Genomic DNA, 21,200 nt, shown 5'->3' on the forward strand with positions numbered 1-21,200 from the left:
TTTTTCGATTACATTTGGTCCGCGTGCCTCCGTCATGGCCAATGTAGTCGGTTTTTCGATTACATTTTGGTCCACGCGCCCCCGCAACTCCCATTGTGTTCGGTTTAATACGCATACATTCCTCCACGGCCCCCCTTGGCCTGCCTTCCTGACGTTACCATCCATTCCTAACCAAACCCCAAAAAAGCCGGCCCACACAGGACCGGCTTCCGCTACCGTTCAAGCCTATTTATAATGACGGCTCCTCGTCCTTCAGCGCCTCCAGAATCTGACCGGCCAGCTTCTCGCCGATGGACAGCACCTTGAAATCCTCAATCGAGGCTTCCTTGATCTTCTTCAGCGACCCGAAATGCTTCAGCAGCAGCTTCCGGCGCTTGTCTCCGATACCCGGAATCGAATCCAGCTTCGAGGTGACCATCGACTTGCCGCGCTGCTCCCGGTGGAAGGTGATCGCGAAGCGGTGCACCTCATCCTGAATCCGCTGCAGAAGGTAGAACTCCTGGCTGTCCCGGGCGAGCGGAACCGGCTCGGCGGAGTCACCCACCAGCAGGTGGGCCGTTCTGTGCTTGTCATCCTTCACCAGACCGCAGACGGGGATGTACAGCCCCAGCTCATTCTGCAAAATATCGATCGCAGACGAAATCTGCCCCTTGCCTCCGTCCACAACGATCAAGTCCGGCTGCGGCAGATTCTCCTTCAGCACCCGTTCATACCGCCGGCGGATGACCTCGCGCATCGTCTCATAATCATCCGGGCCCTGAACGGTACGTACCTTGTATTTGCGGTATTCCTTGCGGGCCGGCTTGCCGTCGATGAAAACAACCATCGCCGAGACCGGATTCGCCCCCTGAATGTTCGAGTTATCGAACGCTTCGATCCGGTTCAGCGATTCCAGCCCGAGGCTCTGCCCCAGGCTGCTGGCCGCCCCGGAGGTCCGCTCCTCATCCCGCTCAATCAGGCGGAACTTCTCATCCAGCGCCACCCGGCTGTTCTGGCAGGCCATCCCGACCATCTGCTTCTTCAGCCCGCGCTGCGGCACATGGACCTTGATGCCCAGCCATTCCTGCAGGGCCGCTGCCCCTCCGGCCGCATCCACGGTTCCCTCAGCCGCCGCCTCCTGCTCCTGCTGAGCCTCTGCTGCTCCGCCTTCCGGCTCGGCGGCCTCGGACTCATCCTCCGCACCCAAGGCCGCCATCAGCGCCTGGCCGCTCGGCATGACACCGGTGGCAGGCACACTGCTTCCCTGGCCGGAAGAGCTGCCTGCTTCCGGCGGAAGCATTCCGGCGCTTGCCATATCCGGCAGCAGGATCTCCTGCGGCAAGGCCGGATTATCGCTGTAATACTGAGTGACATAAGACATGAAGTCACTGTACGCCTCTCCGTAGAACGGAAAAGCCGATGAGTGGCGTTGAATCATTTTCCCCTGCCGCATGTACAGAATCTGCACACACATCCAGCCCTTGTCCACCGCATAGCCGAAGACATCGCGGTCCTTGGTATCCGCAGTATTGATCTTCTGCTTCTCCATCACGGCATCAATATGCTGAATCTGGTCGCGCAGCTCCTTGGCCCGCTCGAAATACAGCTCCTCCGCGGCCTCCTGCATCTTCTTCTGCAGATCCTTTTTCACCGCATCATGCCCTCCGCCGAGGAACGAGGAGATGTTCTGGATAATCTCTTCGTAAGCAGACTTCGGAACTTCCTTCTCGCACGGCGCGAGGCACTGGCCCATATGGTAGTATAGGCAGACTTCCTTCGGCATCACCCCGCATTTGCGCAGCGGATACATCCGGTCGAGCAGCTTCTTGGTCTGCTGGGCGGCGTAGCTGTTCGGGTACGGACCGAAATACTTCGCTTTATCCTTCAGCACCCTGCGGGTGACTTCGAGGCGCGGATGGGCTTCATTGGTGATTTTGAGATACGGGAAGGTCTTGTCATCCTTCAGCAGGACGTTGTAACGCGGCATATGCTTCTTGATCAGGTTGCACTCCAGAATGAGCGCCTCCATGTTGCTTGAAGTGACGATATATTCGAAATCCACAATGCTCGCGACGAGCCGCTGCGTCTTCCCGTTATGGCTGCCTGTAAAATAAGAGCGGACACGGTTCTTCAGCACCTTAGCCTTACCGACATAGATGATCGTCCCCTCCTGATTCTTCATCAGATAGCAGCCGGGCAGATCGGGCAGCAGCGCAAGCTTGTTGCGGATATTATCCATATAATCCATAAGTTCTCCCCCACCTGTTACTACAGTGTTATAAGGTAAGTTTAGAATAGAATGCACTAAGGATTCAAGCTTAAATATAGAACATCCGTTTCCATTGGACACACAAAGCGCCTCCGGACATCCGAAGGCGCTTTGTGTGAGGGGGCCGCAAGGCCCCGGCAACAGCAGATTATAATCAATTATTGATGCTTAGCAACGATATTCTTAAGGGAATCCTTGGAATTCAGACCGACAACCTTATCAACCGGCTGGCCGTCCTTGAAGAAGATCAATGTAGGAATACTCATCACACCGAAACGGGAAGCCGTCTCAGGGTTCTCATCGACATTCAGCTTCGCAATCTTCACATCGTCACCCAGCTCGGTGGACAGTTCCTCCAGAATAGGGGCAAGCATCTTGCAAGGGCCACACCAAGGTGCCCAGAAATCTACAACAACAGTACCTTGACCTTCCACTTCATTCACGAAGGACTGGTCCGACACATTCACGATAGCCATGATATTGTTCCTCCTTAAAAGTTGTGAGCATCCGCTTAAGTTGTACGAAATCACTTCTGCTCCTATAGCCTGAGCCAAGCCTGCAGAAATTACTCCGAGAAGTATAGCAGGGTAAAATGCTTCATGTAATATGATAACCAGTTACAGGAACAGTATAACACAATTACTATACATTTGTAATGTGTTTCGGTAAATTATATTGTATAAAATTAATTTGAAATATCTAGTTTCATTGTCCAGGAGGTTCCAGCAATCCCGTAAAACTGAAACCCAAGCTTCTCGTATAACTTGACGGCCCCCTGATTATCCGGATCTACGCTTAAAGAGAGAGCAGAGTGACCATCCGATCTTGCTTGGTCGATAATTTCCTTCATCAGCCTAACGCCTACACCCTGATGTCTGAAGTCTGGCCGGATCGCGATCCCTAGCTCGGGCGTCTGCGCATCCACGAAACCGTATCCCTGGTTTGTCTCATCGAATAACCGGTACCAGGCAGCACCTGCGGGGATATTGCCGATGAGCGCGATTAGCGCACGGTCGCCGGGCCGTCCCCAATTCTCATTATACTTCCGGATCGCAGGGGAATTCAGCAGCTCATCTCTGGGCGGCTTTCCTTCAGCGATATGAATAGACTCATAATGCATCTCCAGCAAAAAATCATAATCCTGCGGCTCCGCAGGTTTTATGTGCAGCATAGAATCACCCTTTGTGTTTGCTGACATACGGTTAAAACGCGGATCTTATCTTTACATCTTCCAGCCATCTTCGTATACTTGAGGAAAGCGCATTAATTGTCAATGACTTCTCTCACATGTATAACTGTAACCCACATTATGCAGTCATGCAACAGCAAGGAGGAAGAAGCGATGGATGTCAACGCGCAGGTCCGTGACCCGCGGGAGCATGTCAATGAGGAACCCCGCAACGATCTTGGTGATCTGATGGCCGGATTCTTCGGAATGGCCGGATTTATGACCGTCGTCTTTTTTGGTATGGTGATTATCAAGTTCTTGTCCGAATAGCCGGGCAGAACATCCGTCAGCACCGCCTCTCCGGGCGGGTTGGCGGTTTTTTGTGTGTACAGAATCCCGACGCCCCGCCCAATTGTGATCGGTTTTCCGATTACATTTGGCCCGCACGCCTTCACGCGGCGCATTGTGGTCGGTTTTCCGATTACATTTGGCACGCACGCCTTTACGCGGCGCATTGTGATCGGTTTTCCGATTACATTTGGCCCGCTCGCCTTCACGCGGCGCATTGTAATCGGTTTTCCGATTACATTTGGCCCGCATGCCTTTACGCGGCGCATTGTGATCGGTTTTCCGATTACATCCCGCCCACGCGCCGATGCACCACCCAATGTGTTCGCTTTTTCGCATACATTCCACCCGCGTCCGGTGAAATCAGCTGTCAAACAAAATATCATACTTTTATAATAAAATATTCCATTTTTGAGCCTCCACATCCATGATAACCTTGATTTGAAAACGTTATCAATCATTCAATAAGGAGGCAAAAATGATGAAAAAGCTTCTAGGCATCGCCCTGGCAGGCTTATTGGCATCGGCACTGTATTCTCCGGTGTCGTTCGCCGATAACCCGGTTGTCCAGACCATCTATACGGCGGACCCCGCTCCGCTGGTGTACAACGACACGGTGTACCTGTACACCGGACATGACGAGGACAATTCGACCTACTACACGATGAATGAATGGAGGGTCTACTCCTCCAAGGACATGGTGAACTGGACGGATCACGGATCGCCGCTGTCTTACAAGGCGTTCAAATGGTCGAGCGGCGAGGCCTGGGCCAGCCAGGTAATCGAGCGCAACGGCAAATTCTACTTCTATGTGACCGCCAAAAGCACCTCGCTCGGCCGTCCCGCCATCGGCGTCGCCGTCTCTGACAGCCCTACCGGACCGTTCGTGGACGCCATCGGCAAGCCGCTGGTCTCCAGCAGCTGGGGCGACATCGACCCCACGGTCTATATAGACAGTGACGGCCAGGCTTACCTCTACTGGGGCAATCCGACGCTGAAATATGTGAAGCTGAATTCCGATATGATCTCCTACAACCAGAGTACCGGGATCATCCAGGTTCCGATGACCACGGAGAGCTTCGGCGTACGTAACGGCAACGCTGACCGGCCGACTCTCTATGAGGAAGGCCCCTGGTTCTACAAGCGCGGCAGCTTGTACTATATGGTCTATGCGGCAAGCGGCATTCCCGAGAATATCGCTTACTCTACCAGTTCTTCGCCGACCGGCCCGTGGAAATACCGGGGAATTATTATGCCTACGCAGGGCGGCAGCTTCACGAATCACCCGGGTATCATTGATTTCAAGGGGCGCTCTTATTTCTTTTATCACAATGGCGCACTTCCCGGAGGCGGCGGCTTCACCCGCTCGGTCGCCGTCGAACAATTCACCTACAACGCAGACGGCACCTTCCCGGTCATCAACATGACCACCGCCGGTCCGCAGGCTGTTGCGACGCTTAATCCCTATGTCAGAACACAGGCCGAGACGAGCGCATGGGCAGCGGGGGTGGAGACTGAGACCACCACAGATACGGATGGCGGATTGAATGTGGGCTATATCGAGAACGGCGATTATCTCAAAATCAAAAACGTCAACTTCGGAGCCGGAGCCTCCGCCTTTGAGGCAAGGGTGGCTTCAGCAGGCAGCGGCGGTAATATTGAGCTGCGGCTGGACAGCCCCACCGGAGCCTTGATCGGCACCTGCGCGGTCCAGAATACCGGGGGCTGGCAGACCTGGGCAACCAAGACCTGCCCGGTCAGCGGAGCAAGCGGCACTCACGACCTCTACCTGAAATTCACGGGCGGCAGCGGGTATCTGTTCAATCTCAACTGGTGGAAATTCAGCGCCAGCTAATCCCAGCTCACTGTAACTAGCAGCTCAGCACAAAGGGGCCCCAGCCATCACATGGACTGGGACCCCTTTTTATATTTTTTACCCTCTGGCCTTCCCGCGCTGGTTCTCCCCATGCAGAGGAATCACCTCTACAAACGGGGCAATCCGGTCCATCAGCCGCTGGCCCTTGTAGACCTCCTCGCCGTCCTTGCTGGTGATGCTGAGATGCTTCTCCAGCCCGTCCAGCGGATAATTCGAGGTATAGAAGGTGGGCTTGCGGTTCATCCGGTAGTTCAGGATCGCTCCCAGCACATGGTCCCGGGCCCAGGGATTCAGGTTCTCGGCACCAATGTCGTCAAAGATCAGCAGATCGCAGTTCTTCAGCGTATCGACCATCTCTTTGAGCTTCTGGTTGTCCATCATGATCAGCTTCAATTCCTCGATGAAATCCGGCATATACACAATCACACCGCTGTATCCCGAGATCGCCAGCTCATGGAGCAGGTAGCACATCAGGAAGGTTTTGCCGGTCCCGAAGCTGCCCTGCAGATAGATCCCCTGGGAAGTAAGCCCCTCTGCCCGTACAGCCGCAATATAGTCAAAAATCTTATTCACGGCCGAGGCCCGCCGGGGGTCCTTGCCCATAATATCCATCTCATCATAACCGCCGTTCAGCACCCGCTCGTCTACATAGAAGCTGCGGATCCGCTTGCGGATATTGTCCTGGTTATCCTGGGCGATCTTCAGCTCGCACGGCGTCTTACGCTCATACAGATCCGGCACACCGTTCACCGTCTCGACCGTAAGCTTGCTGTAATGCCCCTGGAAGTCATTCGGACAATTCGCCAGGCCGGGGCAGTTCTTACAATGCTTGTCCTCCTCGACATACTGGTACAGACGGCTTAAGTGCAGCCGCAGCCGGGACTCGTCCAGCTCGGGGTGCTCCGCCTGAAGCTGCTTGACCAGCGGATGGTTCAGCAGCTTCTGCTCCAGGTCGCGGGAGCGCTGGCGCAGAGCGGGATTATTCATGGAACGCAGCACGTCGCCCGTTGACTCCATCGCTGCACCTCACTTTCTTCAGGGCGTTCTTAGAGCACCCTTCTTCTTGCTGGCCTTAATCTCGGCCGCTTTCTTCATCATCGCCGCGAACTCCTCCTCCGATACCGTTCCGGCGCTGCCGTCATCGAGCACAATCGGAATCTCCGCCTTGCCGGAACGCCCGCCGCTCTTATTATACGAACGCTGGCGGTTCCCTGCTGATCCTGTGCCGGAGGCTGCGGGAGCTGCTCCCTTGCCCTTCACCTTGGACTGGTCGCGGATATAGCGAACGGCCTTCTCGTAGGTATTCACCTGCTTCACCAGCATGTTGGAGGCAATCGCCTCCACGAAGTTGCGGTTCATCCGCTGCTCGCCGCCGGAAGCCACCATCGTCATCAGGTAGTGAATCAGCACGTTGATTACTTCGCCGTTCAGCTTGTAATTCAAATCGATCTTCTCGAAGATATCGATCAGCTGGCCCGGAACTGCCCCGGGAAAAAAGGTCTGCAGCAGCCGGGTATAAGGCTCATTGCGCAGCATCATATTATATTGATGAATGTCGCATTTGGACAGGAATTGCGGCGGAACCTCGACATAATATTCCATCTCGACCGCCTGCTCCACCGGTGCGGCAGAGAGATCATGGCCTTCGGCAGCAGCGCGCAGCGAGACCACCTTGGCAGCGGCGATGTCCCGCTTCTCCTGGCGCTTCAGATCCTGACGGTAATGCTGGCTCGCCTTGTACTGAAGCGTATCCAGAATAACCTCCCCGTCCGCGGTGAAGACGTCGTCCTCATCCAGCAGGCGGCAGACATCCTGAGGTCCCAGCTCATATTTGCGGGCTACATAATTGATAACACCCATCTGATTATGGTCGTAACGCAGCTTCTCCACATGGGCACGGTTCACCGATTCACGCGGAAAGCGCAGAATAATATCACTGTAGTCAATCCCTGGTTCAGCGGCCGGGACCAGGCCCGGTTGGCGCACAGAAGCCACCTCGGCCAGCGCCTGCTCCAGCTCATAGTCAATGACATGGGTATTCAGCTCGAAGATATCATAGAAGGGCAGTGAGATATTCTCCTTGCCGACGGAGCGGCTGCTCCATTCCTCCGGCTCCCGGCTCCAGAACTGCTCGCGCAGCGACAATACGGCGAACTTGCCGATCTTATCCCGGAGAAGCAGGGTCAAATGCTGGGTGGCAAAAAAATCAGCCGGCGACAGCGGCGGCATCAGTTCATACTCATACATATAATCATCGTTCTCCGGGGCATAGATCCGGCTGGTCTGAAGCAGACCGACCGCTTCCAGCCTGGAGGCCTGGTCAACTAAATATTTGCGCCCCTTCTCGTTAGGCTCCACGCCCAGGGTCATGAAGAGCCGGCGCTGCTGCTCCACACCGGAGTAACCGATGGATTCCGCCGGAATATGCGCGGACAGCAGCCGGTACAGGCTGACGGCGAACGCGCCGACCATCGGCTGATAGACCGAGCTGAGCATACGTTCATCCACATGGCTTAGACCGAATTCGCGGGATACGCAGTACCGATGATGTTCAGTGAAATGATGCAGGTTGCTCATACGCATCTGCGGATACCTCCCCCTTTGCTATACCATATACGAATTCATATAGATTTCTATTCTATCACAAAACACCCGGCCGGAAATGTAAAAAAAAGTCCAAAAATGAAGAAAAAACGGCCCCGCCCCAAACATTGCAGGCAGTCAGCCGTTTCTTGACCCTTGCGGTCCGCAGGATATCATTCAGAACATCTTGTATCCGCCAAGCCGCAGCTTCTGAATGGTCCAGCCGCTCAGCACCGCTCCGGCCAGGCCCGCTACGCCGGTCAGATAATCGACGATGTGGAAGGTCGAGAGATGCTCCCACAGCGACATGGCGCTGCGGTCCCAGATGGAGTAGACCACCACCGGAAGAATAACAAGCACGAACAGATAGGCGGGAAACCAGGTAGTCTTCATTAACATATTCAGGATGAAGCCAATGCCGAACATCATGACAAAGAATAACACGGCCAGCACAAATACCGGAATGAATCCCATCGTACCGCTATCCCCTCTCTCTATAAAGAACCGCACACGAAAGATTATTTAATATTAAGTTTACTAGAAAAAATGTAACGAAGCAATGAACATTATCATGCAGCAGGCCGGGAATAGCGTAATCAGCGGCAGCAGCGTTTGCTCTCTGCGGCCGGCTGCGCTACAATGCAAATAGCACCCGACCTATGTTGATACATATTTAAGGTATGCGGACTGGGAAGATTTTACGCGAAGGAAGACCACCGATAATCTATAAGGAGTGAACAACTTGAACGAAGCCGCTTTGACCCTGGAGGGCTGGTACGCCCTGCATGATTTCCGCTCGCTGGACTGGACAGCCTGGACCGCAGCCGATGACGAGGAACGCGCAGTAGCCCTGGAAGAGCTTCATGCGTTCATGCAGGAATGGGGACCTGTCGAGGAAGCGAAGGAAGGCAGCACCGCCGTCTATTCCATCGTCGGCCAGAAGGCTGATTTCGTAATGATGTTTCTGCGCGAGAGCCTGGAGGCGCTGAATGCGCTGGAGACCGCTTTTAACAAGATAGCCTTTGCCCAATATACTACGAAGGCTTATTCCTATGTAAGCATTGTGGAGCTCAGCAACTATGCGGCAGGAGGAAGCGGCGGAGACGGCAGCGATCCGATGCAGAACCCGCATGTGGCTGCCCGGCTGAAGCCTGTGCTGCCGCAGTCGAAGCATATCTGCTTCTATCCGATGAACAAGAAGCGCGAGCTTGCCGACAACTGGTACATGCTCGATATGGAGAAGCGCCGGGAGCTGATGTATTCGCACGGCCTGATCGGCCGCAGCTACACCGGCAAGGTGAAGCAGATCATTACCGGCTCCGTCGGGTTCGATGACTGGGAGTGGGGCGTGACCCTGTTCGCCGAGGATGCGCTGCAGTTCAAGAAGCTCGTCTATGAGATGCGCTTCGATGAAGTCAGTGCCCGCTACGGCGAATTCGGCCCCTTCTATGTCGGCAACCTGCTGACTGAGGAATCGTTCGAGGAGATGCTGAAGCTGTAACAGCTTGTAATCACGGGGACATGGCTCCGACTATCCAAAGAGACCGCAGCGTGAGCGCTGCGGTCTCTTCATGTCTCAGAAGCCATGAAACGGCTGCCTGGGATAGCTCGTTATCGTTGTTCCCATCGATGATATTACCTGCGCATCAGCAAATGTATGCTGTTTTTCGTCCCCACAATAAGGGGCTGTCACTTTTGGGACAGCCCCTTATTGTCTCAAGTCATTCTATTCTGTAAGACGGAGCAGGTTCAGCAGCATCTGTGCACTCTCCGCACGCGTACCGCTCTGCTCCGGCGCAAAGCGTCCGGACGCCTGGCCTTGCAGGAGCTTAAGCTGCACGGCCTGTCCGATGGCTGTCTTCGCCCACTCAGGGGCGTCCTGCGTGTCGGGGAAGCCTGCTGTAGCAGCAGCGTTGCTTGGCGTTCCCGCTGCATAGGCATAGGCACGCACCAGCATGGCTGCCATCTCCTGGCGGGTCACCGCCTGATCCGGGCCGAAGTTACCCGCTGCCAGCCCGTTCACAAGGCCTGCCTGCTTAGCCGCAGACACTGCCCCGGCGTACCATTTGTCCGCTTGGACATCGGCAAAGGCCGTACCGCCTTGCTCTGTAATGCCAAGAGCACGGACCAGCATGGCAGTGAATTCTGCCCGGGTCACCGCCCGCTTCGGTTCAAAGCGGTCCAGGGAGACGCCTTCGACCAGCTGTCTGGCTGCAAGCTGCTTCACAGCGTTGCCTGCCCAGTGTCCTTCCGGCAGGTCGCTGAAGCTCTTGTCATACCGGAGTACTGCGTAAGCGCTGAAATGAGTGATTTCGGCACGGTATGTGCCGTCAGCCTTGGCCTCCCCAGCATACTCTAAGATACCGTTGTCGCCGATATAGTAGACTCCCGTCAAAGTCTTAGGGTCCTGCGGAATTCCGCTGTAGATCAGTGTGATTGGCTGCTTGAATTGCGGCAGGCTGAACACTTCGCCCTGTCTGGTCGTGATCTTCAGCTGCCAGTCCCTGACCCCGCTGGCGGCTTCAAGCTGCACTCCGTACTTTCGTGCGGCCGTTGCAAGCAAGGCTGAAGACCGCCCGCTGCTGACTGTCTCTGCGGACAGCGAGATCAGGCTATCTGAGGCAGCTCCGGCAGGTACCCGGCTGGCCAGCTCAGCCAGCACACCCGCCGGCAGCAGCACCGACAAGCCATTTGACTGAATCCGAACCGGGGCGCCGCCAAGCAGTTCAGCAGCATTCCCCGGCAGCAACAGCTCCTTCCATGCCTGTCCGGCTTCAATCTCTGCCTCACCCTGCGCATTCCGCCCGCCCGATAGCTGGCTGGCAGTAACAGTTACAGTACCTGTTCCCGGTGCAGCCGATGCCGCCGGTGTCTTCGAAGGCACTGGTGACGGTGCTGATCCGGTTCCCGGACCCGGTATGGTTGTCGGAGCCGGTGTTGGAACCGGCGTAGGAGCTGGAGTCGGAACTGGTGACGGCTCTGGTTGCGGCTCTGGTTGCGGCTCCTCCTCTGCCCCGTTCACGGTCAGCTTATGATCAGCTGTCCAGCCGGAATACGCTGCCCGGAGAATAGCCTCCCCGCGTCCGACCGCGCGGATCTCTCCGCCCGCAGTGATGTCAGCAACCTTAGTATTGGAGGTGCTGAACGCTACTCCTTCGTTCAGCCTCACAACACTGCCATCGCTGTATACAGCCTGGACGACAGCCGTCCCTGTCTCCCCTTGCTCCAGTGTGTCCGGGGCGTCGAGCTGGATGGCGGTAATCAGCGGCACCTCCGTTTCCATTACGGTCAGGTTATACGTAGAGGATAAATCCCCATACGTGACCGATATGACGGTCGATCCTTGCGCAAGGGCGTCCACCTGTCCCTGAGCATCCACCGTTGCCACCGCGTGATTACTGCTGGCGTATTCTAACCCCTCGGTTAAAATCACCTGCGCACCCGAAGCATATACGGCCCTTGTAACCGTCTGGTCGCTGGCTCCAACCTGCAATTGAGGCTGGCCTTGAAGCATAATGGAGGTGATAACATCCTCCACCTCTTCTGCTTTGCCGATCACCAGCCGGTCAATCTCCTGCCCGTCCACGGTTCTGGCCGTAACGGTAATCCCATCGTTTCCGATGACAACGCCAGTATAGATCTGCTCATCCTCGTCAAATATTTTTTCCTGCCAGGCCCGCTCCGTGAGGGCATAGAACTTCGGTCCCGAGGAACCGCCGATCACATAACGTGTCCCTTGGCCGTCAGCAGCCTGCTTACCTCCGTTCATCGCATAGGAGCGCATGTAGATGTGGTCATGCCCGTTCATCACCAGATCCACCTTATGCTTGTCGAATACCGGTACCCAGAGCTTCTGCGCCCGTTCATTCGCATAGATGCTGCCATATGGCCCCTGATGGAAGAACAGCACCTTCCATTTCTTGTCTGTGGCCGCCAGATCCTCATCCAGCCACTTCGCCTGCTCCATATAGCCTGCCTCTCCCTGCTCTGAATCCAGCACCACGAAGTGGGTATCCTTAATGTCGAACGAGAAGCTGGTCCCGCGGGCCCCGGCGGCTCCGTTCTGCGGATTATTGAACTGGGCCAGATAGTCCCCTGCTCCATTCGTGCCCATCACCTCATGGTTGCCGATGATTGGAACCAGCGAGGTATTCATGAGCTGCTCCTGCGCCGCCTCAAACCACCAGTTCCACTGCTCCTGCTCAAAGCCTTTGTCGACCATATCTCCGGCATGCACGAGCATTTCCGCGTCCGGCATGAATTCGAAGGCCCTCTGCACGGTATTCTTCCACAACTCAAATCCCTTCTGGGAATCCGCCTGGGAATCCCCGATGAACAGCAGCTTGGTCGCCTCACGGTCACCGCCGCTGGTTACAAAAGTCCCCTGCTCACTTACATTCCCCGCACCATCACCAACGCGGTACACATAAGCGGTTCCCGGCACAAGGCCTGCCGCCTCCGCTTTGTGGACGCGCATTGTTCCATCGTTATTGGTGTTGTAGATTTCACTTGTCCCTGTAAAACGCTGCACCTCACCGCTGCCGAAGCCATCGAAGCCGGTGAAATCCGCCTGCTTCACTACCTCTACCACCGAACCGGTAGTTAGCGGCTCCGTCTGCCACGTGAAGCGGCGGCTGGTATCGGCAGCTTCTCCCATCGTCACATTGACATTGCGCGGCACCGCCGTGCCGTTGTAAGGCGCGACCTTGAAGAGCATGACCGGGCTGTAAGCACCGTCCTTTACCGCCTGCAGTGTGAAGCTTCCTTCCGCTGCCGTTGCGGACATCGTGGACAGCACGCCATCTGCACCTGACACCTCTTGCGCCTCCACGCCGCCGATCAGCAGCTTCGCTCCAGCCAGCGCTGTCCCGTTCTGTATCTCCGTTATGGAGAAGGAGGCCTCCAGCCCTTTGGCAATGCGGTAATGATCCCAGGTCAGCTTCAGCTGCGGCTCCACCTTACTCTCCAGCGGTGCACCGATGAAGCTGACAGCCTGGCCGCTGCCCTCTGTTGAAATGACGCTTCCGGCTGTATTCTCAATCATCAGAGGCTTCGAAATCTGCCCTTCAAGCTGTTCCAGGGTATACGGTCCAAGATAATCATTGCGGACAGTGTATGCGATCCGGGCAATTAAATCACTGTCTGCCAGCTCTGCTTCATTCATATTTCTCAGCGTCAGCTGCACCGTTCCCTTGTCTTGGTCAACCGAGGATTCCAGCTGCCCCTCTGTCAGCTTCCCGCCTGGTGTTACCTTCAGATCACGGACGGCTGCCGGGTCAAAAGCAAAGGCAACTGCCCCCTCCTTCAGCTTAGCCGCCTTCTCTGCCGACAAGTCCACGGTGTACGTGTTCCCCGGGTAGACAACCTCAGACGTAGCATATTTATAGAACGGGGAGCCCAGGTTTACAGTGAAATACCATTCCTTAATGGTCTGGTTGCCGCTAAGGTCACGAATTGCCAGCTTCACCTTATGGCGGCCCTCCGCCAGAGGAAGCTTGGGTTTATACGTAATTTGTCCCTTCGGCGGATAGAAGCCATGCTCCACAAGCTGGTCATCTACATACAGCCGCACCTTATCCGCATCAATCAGCGTCGTTCCCGGATGGGTTACCGGGTCGTATCCGGCATCCTCGCCGGTTGCGGATAGTGTAGGCGTGGCTGTCGTAACCATTTCATTAGCAGCGGGATATTCCTTCATGATTACCGGCGGCGTATGATCTTCCTCCAGCGGGCCGTACAAAGCACGGATATCATCGACATAGATTGCTCCGCTGGTCTTGTTCAGATTGCTCGTCTCCATATACCGGACAGGCATATCCAGACTGAGCGGAGCCGCTTTGCCTTTGGGTACATCCACCTCAACATACTTCCAGCCCGTCCAGTTCACCCCGACTCCCTGCTCTGTGTAATTCAAGGGAACCGCCGCATTGTTGCCGTCGCGCATCTGCCCGCGCAGCCAGTGCTTCTGGCCGTCTCCGTAGATCCACATGCTGAGCTTCTCCGGGTACCCCGGAATCTGGATGCGGGTCGCGGTTGAGGAGGCGGCTACATAAGCGCCTGAAGTTCCTGTTCGGCCGATAAAATCATACTCCAGCTTCAGCGCCCGCTCACCGCTGCGGATATAATCCTGATCCGTAATCTCCTTCAGCGATACGCTATTGGCCGCTGCGCTGGAGGCGATATAGTTGCCGATGCCCGATTCGAAATCCTCCAGCATCACCGGCGGCAGTCCCACATTGACTTCAAAAGAGGCTTCTACGCTGCCGTATTTCACGTAAATCTTGCCGCTCTTGCCATTGTCACTGCTGGCCTGAAACCAGCCATTCTCATCCACCGTACCAATCTCACCCTCCACACGCCACTCGAAGCTGTGGTTATCCGCCTGAATCACCTGCCCGCCGCGAAGCGCCTTCACTGACAACAGGGCCTTCTGACCGGAGGTATAGGTCTTGATCGTATCCGGGAATCTCAGCTCTGTCAGGGTATCAACCACCTCAATTTCCCCAACACCCTGCACACTTCCCGCTATAGCGGTAACTGTACCTTTTCCTGCGGTGGCCCCTGCTGTAAACAGCCCTTGATCATTAACCGTACCAAGAGCGGAATCAACCTGCCATTGCAGTGCACCCGGATACGCGGCCGGATGGCCATTTCCGTCTACCCCCGCAGCGGTAAAAGCAAAGCTTGAGCCCTGAAGAATCCGCTCTGCATTAGGCATTACGGCCAGCTTGGCAGGCTCGGCAAGCTCTGGAGCGGTATTCACGAGCAGCAGTCCGTTGCCGGTCTGCCGTTCAAAGCCGTCTGAGCCGTGATTCATCATCTTGACTCCAGAAGTTCCCGGCATTCTGGCTACGAAGGTGGAGGAACCGCCGCCGTCCAGGTTCATGGCAGTTACGACACCAAGATCCTTGAGCAGCCGGGCCAGCTCATCCGTCTCCACTCCCTCGCTGATCCCCGGTGAACGTCCGTCAATCTCAAACAGCACAATGCTGCCATCCGCTTTGGTCCCGATGGCGGTACGGGGGTGCACTCCTGCCGGTCCGACATTGGTCTGAACTACTCCGTCTTTAATTAACGGCCCCTGACCGCCAATCGCCAGGGTTACGTCCCTCCATTCCCCCTGCAGGGCGATATCAGCCGTAAGCTCATCTCCGGGAGCCAGCCCCTTCAGCACCTGGCGGGCCGCACCGTTGGCCGACAGGACAACCTTGCCAGCGGCAAGCGCAGCGTCGCCCTGGCTGCTGCGGACCTCAGCAACCTTCAGCTTGAGGGTCTGTCCACTCTTCACCTCTCCGCCTACGATATCCAGCACCACCTCATCGCCGTCAGGCGTTGTTTTGGTAGAGGTATTGTAATCCTTCGTATATAGTACAAGCTGATCCGCATTGCGGTAGCGGTTAATACTGTTAAGCGGGGTAACGGTTCCGTTAATCGTCACGGACATGGACAGCTTCGGAGTTCCGTATACTGTGGTGCCGTCTGCCTTCAAGCCGAAGGCATAAGAGCTCCCGCTGTTCAGGATAACGCCTTCATCCATGAACAGGCCATTCGGAATTCCGGTTGCATACCCGGAGATATCGTAGAAGTCACCGTTAATCCCGGCAATGACCCGGTTTCCGGGAGCATCGGCATAAGCGGCCATACCGGTCACACCCTGCATTCCGTATACTTTGCCGTTCTTCGTGCCTGCCCGCAGAGCCAGACCCGATTGCTTCGGATTGAACTCCACGCTGTGCATTTGCTGCTGGCCGCGCGCATCCTTAAGCTCGGTCCAGGTATAGACCGCTCCAGGCCCAAGCTCGGCTTGCCGCCTGTCAATAACCATGCCGTATTCCCCGGCCGGCCCTTCCACAAATGCAGCATTCGCCTGAAACGCTGGCTGAAACATAGATAATAACAGCAGAGCAATAATAATCTGATGAATCCATCGCTGATGCCTTCGCACTTCTTTTACCCTCCCAGTGTTGTCACATTTTGTCTGAATTTGGAGCATAGAACACAGGGATTAGTGTAGTTGCTGAACATCAGTGCAGGATTATCTAAAATTGCTAATAGTGTTAATGCGGCGTAAAAACTTACTCTCACGGGTGAACGATACGGGCAGCTGTACCTTACGTTTCCCTATCCGTCTACATTCGGGCAACTTTTCCGACCACAACGCGAGCCAACTCACCGGCGTATTCCGCAAAAAAAAGAAGCCCGGTCACCCGTGGCTTCTTATATCCTACCGTATTAAGCTATCTAATCCGCCTGCTCCTCTTCCCGCAGGCTCTCCAGATATTCCGCTGTTGCCTGGTCGCGGGCGCGGCTCTTGTCCTTCAGGCGCTCAATGGCCGGGAGGATCAGCAGGTCGATCTCCTTCTGAACCGGGTAGGCGAGATCATACCGGGATTGATCCTCCAGATAAGAGCCCACCTCAATCAGGGCATTGTAGCGGTCCAGCTCCTCACGTGTCAGCAATCCGCGAACCTGTACGCTGCAGTGCCGCATCTTAGAGGAATCTTCCTTTTTTGAGGACCAGCGGAATGCCGCCGATAATGAACAGATAGCGCATGTCCACGACCTTCTTCAGCTGGGCTACGCTCCAGCCTTTGTAGGTCTTGTCGCCTACGACGGCAATTCCCTGGCCTTTGCCCAGTGAAGCTACGGTACCCTTGTTGCTGAAGGCGAACTTCTTCGGCTGCTGGCTGCGGATGGCCGCAACCAGATTATGCGCGCAGCATTCCCCCTGCTGCATAGCAATCTGCGCCGTCGGAGGGTAGGGACGTCCTTCCGGATTAATCATCAGCGAGCCGTCGCCAATAATGAAGATATTCTCATGTCCCGGGGCGCGCAGATATTCATCCACCTTCACCCGGCCGCGCATTGCTTCGAAGCCGGCAGCTTCAATCAGACGGTTGCCGCGTATACCTCCGGTCCAGATGATTGTCGAGGCCTTGATCTCTTCGCCTGTAGCGAGCACAACCCCGCCCGGCAGACATTCCTTGATAGCCACGCCCATCTTGAAGGTGACACCCTTCTTCGTCAGCACCGTCATGGCGTGTTCCACCAGTTCGGGAGCGAAGCCAGGCAATGCGGTAGGCGCTGCTTCTATATTGTAGATATTCACCAGACTCGGATCGACATCGAATTCTTTGCAGAGTGCAGGAATCCGGTCCGCCAGCTCGGCTACGAACTCAATGCCGCTGAAGCCCGCGCCGCCGATGACGAAGTTGATGTGCTCCTGGGCGTTGTTCTCATTCTTGTATTTGGCAAAATGATACTGGATATGCTCGCGGATCATCCGCACCGAATTAATGCTGCGGATGGTCAGCGCATATTTGTCCAGTCCTGGAATCCCGAACGTTTCCGGCTCGCCGCCAAGGGCGATAACGAGATAATCGTACGACAGGGTTCCATCTTCCAGGATAACCTTCTTCTGCTGGGTACGGATTTCCTGTACCGAGGATTTCACCAGGTCGATTTTGAACTCGTCGATTAATTTGGAGATCGACACGCGCGAATGCTCAATGCTGTCTGTGCCCGCTGCCGGCATATGCAGATGGGTTGTGAAATAATGATATTCGTGGCGGTTTACCAGGGTAACGTCCGCTTCATTATAGTTCAAGGCTTTCTGCAGCCGCTGGGCGGTCAAAATACCTCCATATCCCGCGCCTAGGATAACGATTTTGGGAATACTGCTCATGTTCCGGCTCCTTCCAACAGGTGAATCTGTCTATGTGTTATTTTTTGTAAAAAAATCAGGTTTCTTTTGTGAATTTATACACTTAAATTTATGGGAATTTCCAATAAAACTTAAAGGATTTCTAAAATAACCATATCTATTGTAAACCTTAGTATCGTTTTAATCAAATACAATCATACAACAAAATGTCACAGTTTTCTTTGAAATCAAAGCCTTTGCAGGCGGGTGCGACTATGTTTATAATGAGTAGGTACGCTTGTATGGCAAAATGAAACTATCAACTCGGAGGTGTAATATTACGTGACACTTGAGCAATCCGTTCCTATGAGCGATCTGCTTATTATAGGCGGAGGACCAGCCGGTATGTTTGCCGCTTTCTACGGCGGTATGCGCCAGGCTTCAGTAACCCTTATTGAAAGTATGCCCCAGCTCGGAGGGCAGCTTGCTGCTCTGTATCCCGAGAAATATATTTACGATGTAGCCGGCTTCCCTAAGGTTACCGGACAGGAGCTGGTCGATAACCTCACCCGGCAGATGGAGCTGTTCCAGTCGGACATCCGTCTGGAGGAGAAGGTCGTCTCTGTGGTGAAGGAGGATGAACGGCACTTCATCGTCACTACCGACAAAGCAGAATATCACAGCAAGGCAATCATCATCACCGCAGGCGTAGGCGCATTCGAGCCGCGTCGTCTGGAGGTTCCTGATGCCCAGCGCTTCGAGAAGGCCAATCTGCATTATTTCGTCAGCGACCTGAATGCTTATAAGGGCAAGAAGGTGCTGATCAGCGGCGGCGGCGATTCCGCTGTAGACTGGGCGCTGATGCTTGAGCCGATCGCTGAACAGGTCACCCTGATTCACCGCCGGGACAAATTCCGTGCGCATGAGCACAGTGTGGAGAATCTGATGGCCTCCAAGGTCAATGTGATTACGCCATCCGAGATTACCGAGCTGCACGGGGAAGAGTTCATCACCAAGGTGACCCTCTCCAATATCAAGACCAAAGAAACCCAGGAGATCGAAGTCGACAGCGTCATTGTCAATTTCGGCTTTGTCTCTTCCCTCGGACCGATTGCGGAATGGGGAATTGATATCGAGGGCAACTCTATTGTGGTAGATTCCCGTATGGAGACAAGCATTCCCGGTATCTTCGCCGCCGGCGACATCACCACTTATCCGGGCAAGCTCAAGCTGATTGCTGTCGGATTCGGAGAAGCGCCTACGGCTGTGAATAACGCCAAGGTCTATATTGACCCGGATGCGAAGCTGTCCCCTGGACACAGCAGTAACCTCAAACTCTAACATCAACAACCTCATTAACCACAAGTGGAAACGGCTTTGCCGTCCTTTTGAAGGACGGTTCCGTTTCAGCGAGAAATAGAAGGATAAGTTATCGTGTGAAACATATAAATTCTTATATTTTAATAAAAGGGTATCCTTTCAGGTTGATTCCACCTCAACTTGAAAAGATACCCTATTTGTGGCTTGTTGCGGTTTCATGAAGGTCATTGCTGCAACATACTGCTCAGATCGCTAATGCAGAACCGCATCGACTGGAGAGTGTAAGTTCCGTTTGCGAATTTCAGCGAGTAAGAGAGCGATGAAATCATGCTCCAAATGCAGCTCTATTGCTCTGTGATAGGAATCCAGCAGCATCTCATCCGACAATTCAACCATAACGTTCACCTACCTTTCCTTTATTTGGATCTAAATCTATCATAGCAAACTATCATTTTTCGAACAAGCGTTCTCATTATCCACAACCTGCTGTGGAGATCCTGTGCATAATATGTGAGTAAGGGGTACAAAGTCAGGAAATACACAGTGGACTATGGGGATAACAGTTATACACAGGGCCAAAACCTGACATCGCCATACTAAAAATTTTTTAGAATGTTCATATTTGGCTGGGATATTCATTTGATATTACCACTTGAATGACACAACTAAACGCAATATTAGCGCATTACTCTATTTATCGTCAATTACAAAAATTTTATTAATCATTTCGGCCTAGTATTTACTTCGAGAATCCAAATTTTTCCCCGCTGATCGACAGCATAGTCAAACCCAAGCTCACCGATTCCCGGAAAATGCCGCTCCAGCAGCTCAATGCAGACCAGCGTCAGATTGCGCATCTCCGCTTTTTTGGCAGAGGTATTGACCCTTGGCAGCGATCTCCGCAGCCCGTGGCGGCAGCTGAGCATCGTTCCCCCTTTGCAGAGATTCGTTACAAACAGGCCCGGCCGGGCCACTCTTCCCACCATCGAGCGGAACTCCCAGTGGTCTCCGTTCTTCACAACCTTAACCCGGTAATCAATCGGCCGCCCGGAGATCCGGGCCAGAGATATCCCCTGCTGGATCAGATACTTCCGCTTCACCTTGAACCGGTCCAGCGCCTGCCGCATCGTCGTGAAATCCCTATAGACACGAGTGTTATGCATATAGGTGAAGCCATACCCTCTCTGGTCCCGGAATACCTTAATGACCCCGTAGCCCCCGCCGCCGACTACCGGCTTGATCACAACATTACCGTATCTTGCCAGCATTGCGGATAATCCGGCTGCACTATATTCCCGCGTGCTCGGAATGTAACCGGCAACCCGTGAATCGCTAAGCAGCGCTGCTGTTTTGATCAGCTTGCTTGCCAGTTCTCTCCCCGCCATATGTTAGCCCTCTCCTTTCGCATTCCCAGCCTACCCTATAGAGTACTCACGCATGCCTGTGCCCTCCTGTATGATTGTCCGTGGTATAGCAGGCCACAGCAAAAAAGGGCATATGGCCGCAGGGGCCTTATGTCCCGGTATTCCGTGAATGCCAAAGCTGGAAACTTCTTAAAATTCGTTGTATTATAGCCTGAAAGGGAGGGTTACCTGATGGCACAGTTTTTTGAGATTCTGTATTGGCTGGCGATGATCGGCATGTCTGTCGTACTGGCAGGAACAACGATACTGATCTGTGCGATTGGCTTCAAGTTCATCAAGGACCGCCGGAGATGGCTGGGTGCCGGCTGCATTGCCTTTTCCCTGGGAGCCGCTGCCCTGATTGTCTTCATGATTAACCTGAAATTTATTATCGCCGCCTGAAGCGAATATCCCGGCAGCTGTGATTAAGGAGGCTCTTCACGCCTTCCCGTCATTGCTGCCTTCAGGCCGGTTACTTATCCCTCTGAAGTTACGTTATTCATAGATTCGCTCCGTTACCTTATTCTATGAAACTGCGGCAGACTGGCCTGTGCAGATAGACTGCTTCATCCGCTGAACAGGTTCTTGGCCCAGGCCCGCTTCCCTTTCAT

The 21,200-nt window shown here is 54.5% G+C and carries 17 protein-coding genes; 6 read left to right on the plus strand and 11 right to left on the minus strand.

Annotated elements, in window-relative coordinates; translation table 11 throughout:
* Positions 1-229 precede the first annotated feature (229 nt).
* The 3 genes from uvrC to K1558_RS20470 all read right to left on the minus strand — a co-directional run bounded on the left by uvrC (position 230) and on the right by K1558_RS20470 (position 3,419).
* The gene (gene uvrC, locus K1558_RS20460; RefSeq protein WP_238653518.1) at positions 230-2,227 is read right to left on the minus strand and encodes an excinuclease ABC subunit UvrC; all 1,998 of its coding nucleotides are present in this window, start codon (positions 2,225-2,227) and stop codon (positions 230-232) included.
* 179 nt (positions 2,228-2,406) lie between these two features.
* A complete protein-coding gene (gene trxA, locus K1558_RS20465) occupies positions 2,407-2,724 on the minus strand; it encodes a thioredoxin (protein ID WP_036701616.1) in 318 nt (105 codons plus the stop codon).
* A gap of 209 nt (positions 2,725-2,933) precedes the next feature.
* Positions 2,934-3,419, minus strand: a complete 486-nt coding sequence (locus K1558_RS20470) for a GNAT family N-acetyltransferase (protein ID WP_238653519.1) — start codon at positions 3,417-3,419, stop codon at positions 2,934-2,936.
* A 171-nt stretch (positions 3,420-3,590) separates the two neighbouring features.
* Here K1558_RS20470 and K1558_RS20475 point away from each other — a divergent pair, with 171 nt between their 5' ends.
* The 3 genes from K1558_RS20475 (at position 3,591) to K1558_RS20485 (ending at position 5,619) form a co-directional block, all read left to right on the plus strand.
* On the plus strand, positions 3,591-3,746 hold the full coding sequence (locus K1558_RS20475) for a YqzM family protein (RefSeq protein ID WP_238653520.1): 156 nt from the start codon (positions 3,591-3,593) through the stop codon (positions 3,744-3,746).
* A gap of 54 nt (positions 3,747-3,800) precedes the next feature.
* Entirely contained in the window at positions 3,801-4,160 is a 360-nt protein-coding gene (locus tag K1558_RS20480; RefSeq protein ID WP_238653521.1) for a hypothetical protein, read from the plus strand.
* An 82-nt stretch (positions 4,161-4,242) separates the two neighbouring features.
* A complete protein-coding gene (locus K1558_RS20485) occupies positions 4,243-5,619 on the plus strand; it encodes a glycoside hydrolase family 43 protein (RefSeq protein WP_238653522.1) in 1,377 nt (458 codons plus the stop codon).
* A gap of 78 nt (positions 5,620-5,697) precedes the next feature.
* On the opposite strand, the gene dnaI is transcribed toward K1558_RS20485, so the two are convergent.
* From dnaI to K1558_RS20500, 3 genes are all read right to left on the minus strand, one after another.
* The gene (gene dnaI / locus K1558_RS20490; RefSeq protein ID WP_238653523.1) at positions 5,698-6,657 is read right to left on the minus strand and encodes a primosomal protein DnaI; all 960 of its coding nucleotides are present in this window, start codon (positions 6,655-6,657) and stop codon (positions 5,698-5,700) included.
* Positions 6,658-6,675: 18 nt separating this feature from the next.
* Positions 6,676-8,223, minus strand: coding sequence for a replication initiation and membrane attachment family protein (locus K1558_RS20495; protein WP_238653524.1), 1,548 nt, complete (start codon positions 8,221-8,223; stop codon positions 6,676-6,678).
* A 177-nt stretch (positions 8,224-8,400) separates the two neighbouring features.
* Positions 8,401-8,697, minus strand: a complete 297-nt coding sequence (locus K1558_RS20500) for a YuiB family protein (protein ID WP_238653525.1) — start codon at positions 8,695-8,697, stop codon at positions 8,401-8,403.
* Between the two features lie 268 nt (positions 8,698-8,965).
* Here K1558_RS20500 and hemQ point away from each other — a divergent pair, with 268 nt between their 5' ends.
* Positions 8,966-9,724, plus strand: coding sequence for a hydrogen peroxide-dependent heme synthase (gene hemQ, locus K1558_RS20505; RefSeq protein WP_238653526.1), 759 nt, complete (start codon positions 8,966-8,968; stop codon positions 9,722-9,724).
* A 225-nt stretch (positions 9,725-9,949) separates the two neighbouring features.
* Here hemQ and K1558_RS20510 read toward each other — a convergent pair whose 3' ends face one another.
* The 3 genes from K1558_RS20510 to K1558_RS20520 all read right to left on the minus strand — a co-directional run bounded on the left by K1558_RS20510 (position 9,950) and on the right by K1558_RS20520 (position 17,908).
* Positions 9,950-16,168 (minus strand): phosphodiester glycosidase family protein, encoded by a 6,219-nt coding sequence (locus tag K1558_RS20510; protein WP_238653527.1) that lies wholly within the window; start codon positions 16,166-16,168, stop codon positions 9,950-9,952.
* Between the two features lie 296 nt (positions 16,169-16,464).
* Positions 16,465-16,713: a hypothetical protein gene (locus K1558_RS20515; RefSeq protein WP_238653528.1), complete on the minus strand. Its 249-nt coding sequence runs from the start codon at positions 16,711-16,713 to the stop codon at positions 16,465-16,467.
* 1 nt (position 16,714) lies between these two features.
* Positions 16,715-17,908, minus strand: coding sequence for an NAD(P)/FAD-dependent oxidoreductase (locus K1558_RS20520; protein WP_238653529.1), 1,194 nt, complete (start codon positions 17,906-17,908; stop codon positions 16,715-16,717).
* Between the two features lie 324 nt (positions 17,909-18,232).
* Between K1558_RS20520 and K1558_RS20525 the strand changes: the two genes are divergently transcribed.
* Positions 18,233-19,207: an NAD(P)/FAD-dependent oxidoreductase gene (locus K1558_RS20525; RefSeq protein WP_238653682.1), complete on the plus strand. Its 975-nt coding sequence runs from the start codon at positions 18,233-18,235 to the stop codon at positions 19,205-19,207.
* Between the two features lie 231 nt (positions 19,208-19,438).
* Here the strand turns inward: K1558_RS20525 and sda are convergent, their stop codons facing one another.
* The gene (gene sda, locus K1558_RS20530; protein ID WP_238653530.1) at positions 19,439-19,582 is read right to left on the minus strand and encodes a sporulation histidine kinase inhibitor Sda; all 144 of its coding nucleotides are present in this window, start codon (positions 19,580-19,582) and stop codon (positions 19,439-19,441) included.
* Between the two features lie 326 nt (positions 19,583-19,908).
* Positions 19,909-20,571, minus strand: a complete 663-nt coding sequence (locus K1558_RS20535) for a YheC/YheD family protein (RefSeq protein ID WP_238653531.1) — start codon at positions 20,569-20,571, stop codon at positions 19,909-19,911.
* Positions 20,572-20,781: 210 nt separating this feature from the next.
* On the opposite strand from K1558_RS20535, the gene K1558_RS20540 reads away from it, so the two are divergent.
* On the plus strand, positions 20,782-20,991 hold the full coding sequence (locus K1558_RS20540) for a hypothetical protein (RefSeq protein ID WP_238653532.1): 210 nt from the start codon (positions 20,782-20,784) through the stop codon (positions 20,989-20,991).
* The last annotated feature ends 209 nt before the right edge of the window (positions 20,992-21,200 follow it).

It is taken from the genome of Paenibacillus piscarius (assembly GCF_022234545.1).
Taxonomy (GTDB): Bacteria; Bacillota; Bacilli; order Paenibacillales; family Paenibacillaceae; genus Paenibacillus_AQ; species Paenibacillus_AQ piscarius.

Excerpts from the sequence above, each read along its gene's own strand:
- uvrC (WP_238653518.1), bottom strand. The coding sequence starts at position 2,227 with ATGGATTATATGGATAATATCCGCAACAAGCTTGCGCTGCTGCCCGAT.
- trxA (WP_036701616.1), bottom strand. The coding sequence starts at position 2,724 with ATGGCTATCGTGAATGTGTCGGACCAGTCCTTCGTGAATGAAGTGGAA.
- K1558_RS20470 (WP_238653519.1), bottom strand. The coding sequence starts at position 3,419 with ATGCTGCACATAAAACCTGCGGAGCCGCAGGATTATGATTTTTTGCTG.
- K1558_RS20475 (WP_238653520.1), top strand. The coding sequence starts at position 3,591 with ATGGATGTCAACGCGCAGGTCCGTGACCCGCGGGAGCATGTCAATGAG.
- K1558_RS20485 (WP_238653522.1), top strand. The coding sequence starts at position 4,243 with ATGATGAAAAAGCTTCTAGGCATCGCCCTGGCAGGCTTATTGGCATCG.
- dnaI (WP_238653523.1), bottom strand. The coding sequence starts at position 6,657 with ATGGAGTCAACGGGCGACGTGCTGCGTTCCATGAATAATCCCGCTCTG.
- K1558_RS20495 (WP_238653524.1), bottom strand. The coding sequence starts at position 8,223 with ATGCGTATGAGCAACCTGCATCATTTCACTGAACATCATCGGTACTGC.
- K1558_RS20500 (WP_238653525.1), bottom strand. The coding sequence starts at position 8,697 with ATGGGATTCATTCCGGTATTTGTGCTGGCCGTGTTATTCTTTGTCATG.
- K1558_RS20515 (WP_238653528.1), bottom strand. The coding sequence starts at position 16,713 with ATGCGGCACTGCAGCGTACAGGTTCGCGGATTGCTGACACGTGAGGAG.
- K1558_RS20520 (WP_238653529.1), bottom strand. The coding sequence starts at position 17,908 with ATGAGCAGTATTCCCAAAATCGTTATCCTAGGCGCGGGATATGGAGGT.
- K1558_RS20525 (WP_238653682.1), top strand. The coding sequence starts at position 18,233 with ATGAGCGATCTGCTTATTATAGGCGGAGGACCAGCCGGTATGTTTGCC.
- sda (WP_238653530.1), bottom strand. The coding sequence starts at position 19,582 with ATGGTTGAATTGTCGGATGAGATGCTGCTGGATTCCTATCACAGAGCA.
- K1558_RS20535 (WP_238653531.1), bottom strand. The coding sequence starts at position 20,571 with ATGGCGGGGAGAGAACTGGCAAGCAAGCTGATCAAAACAGCAGCGCTG.
- K1558_RS20540 (WP_238653532.1), top strand. The coding sequence starts at position 20,782 with ATGGCACAGTTTTTTGAGATTCTGTATTGGCTGGCGATGATCGGCATG.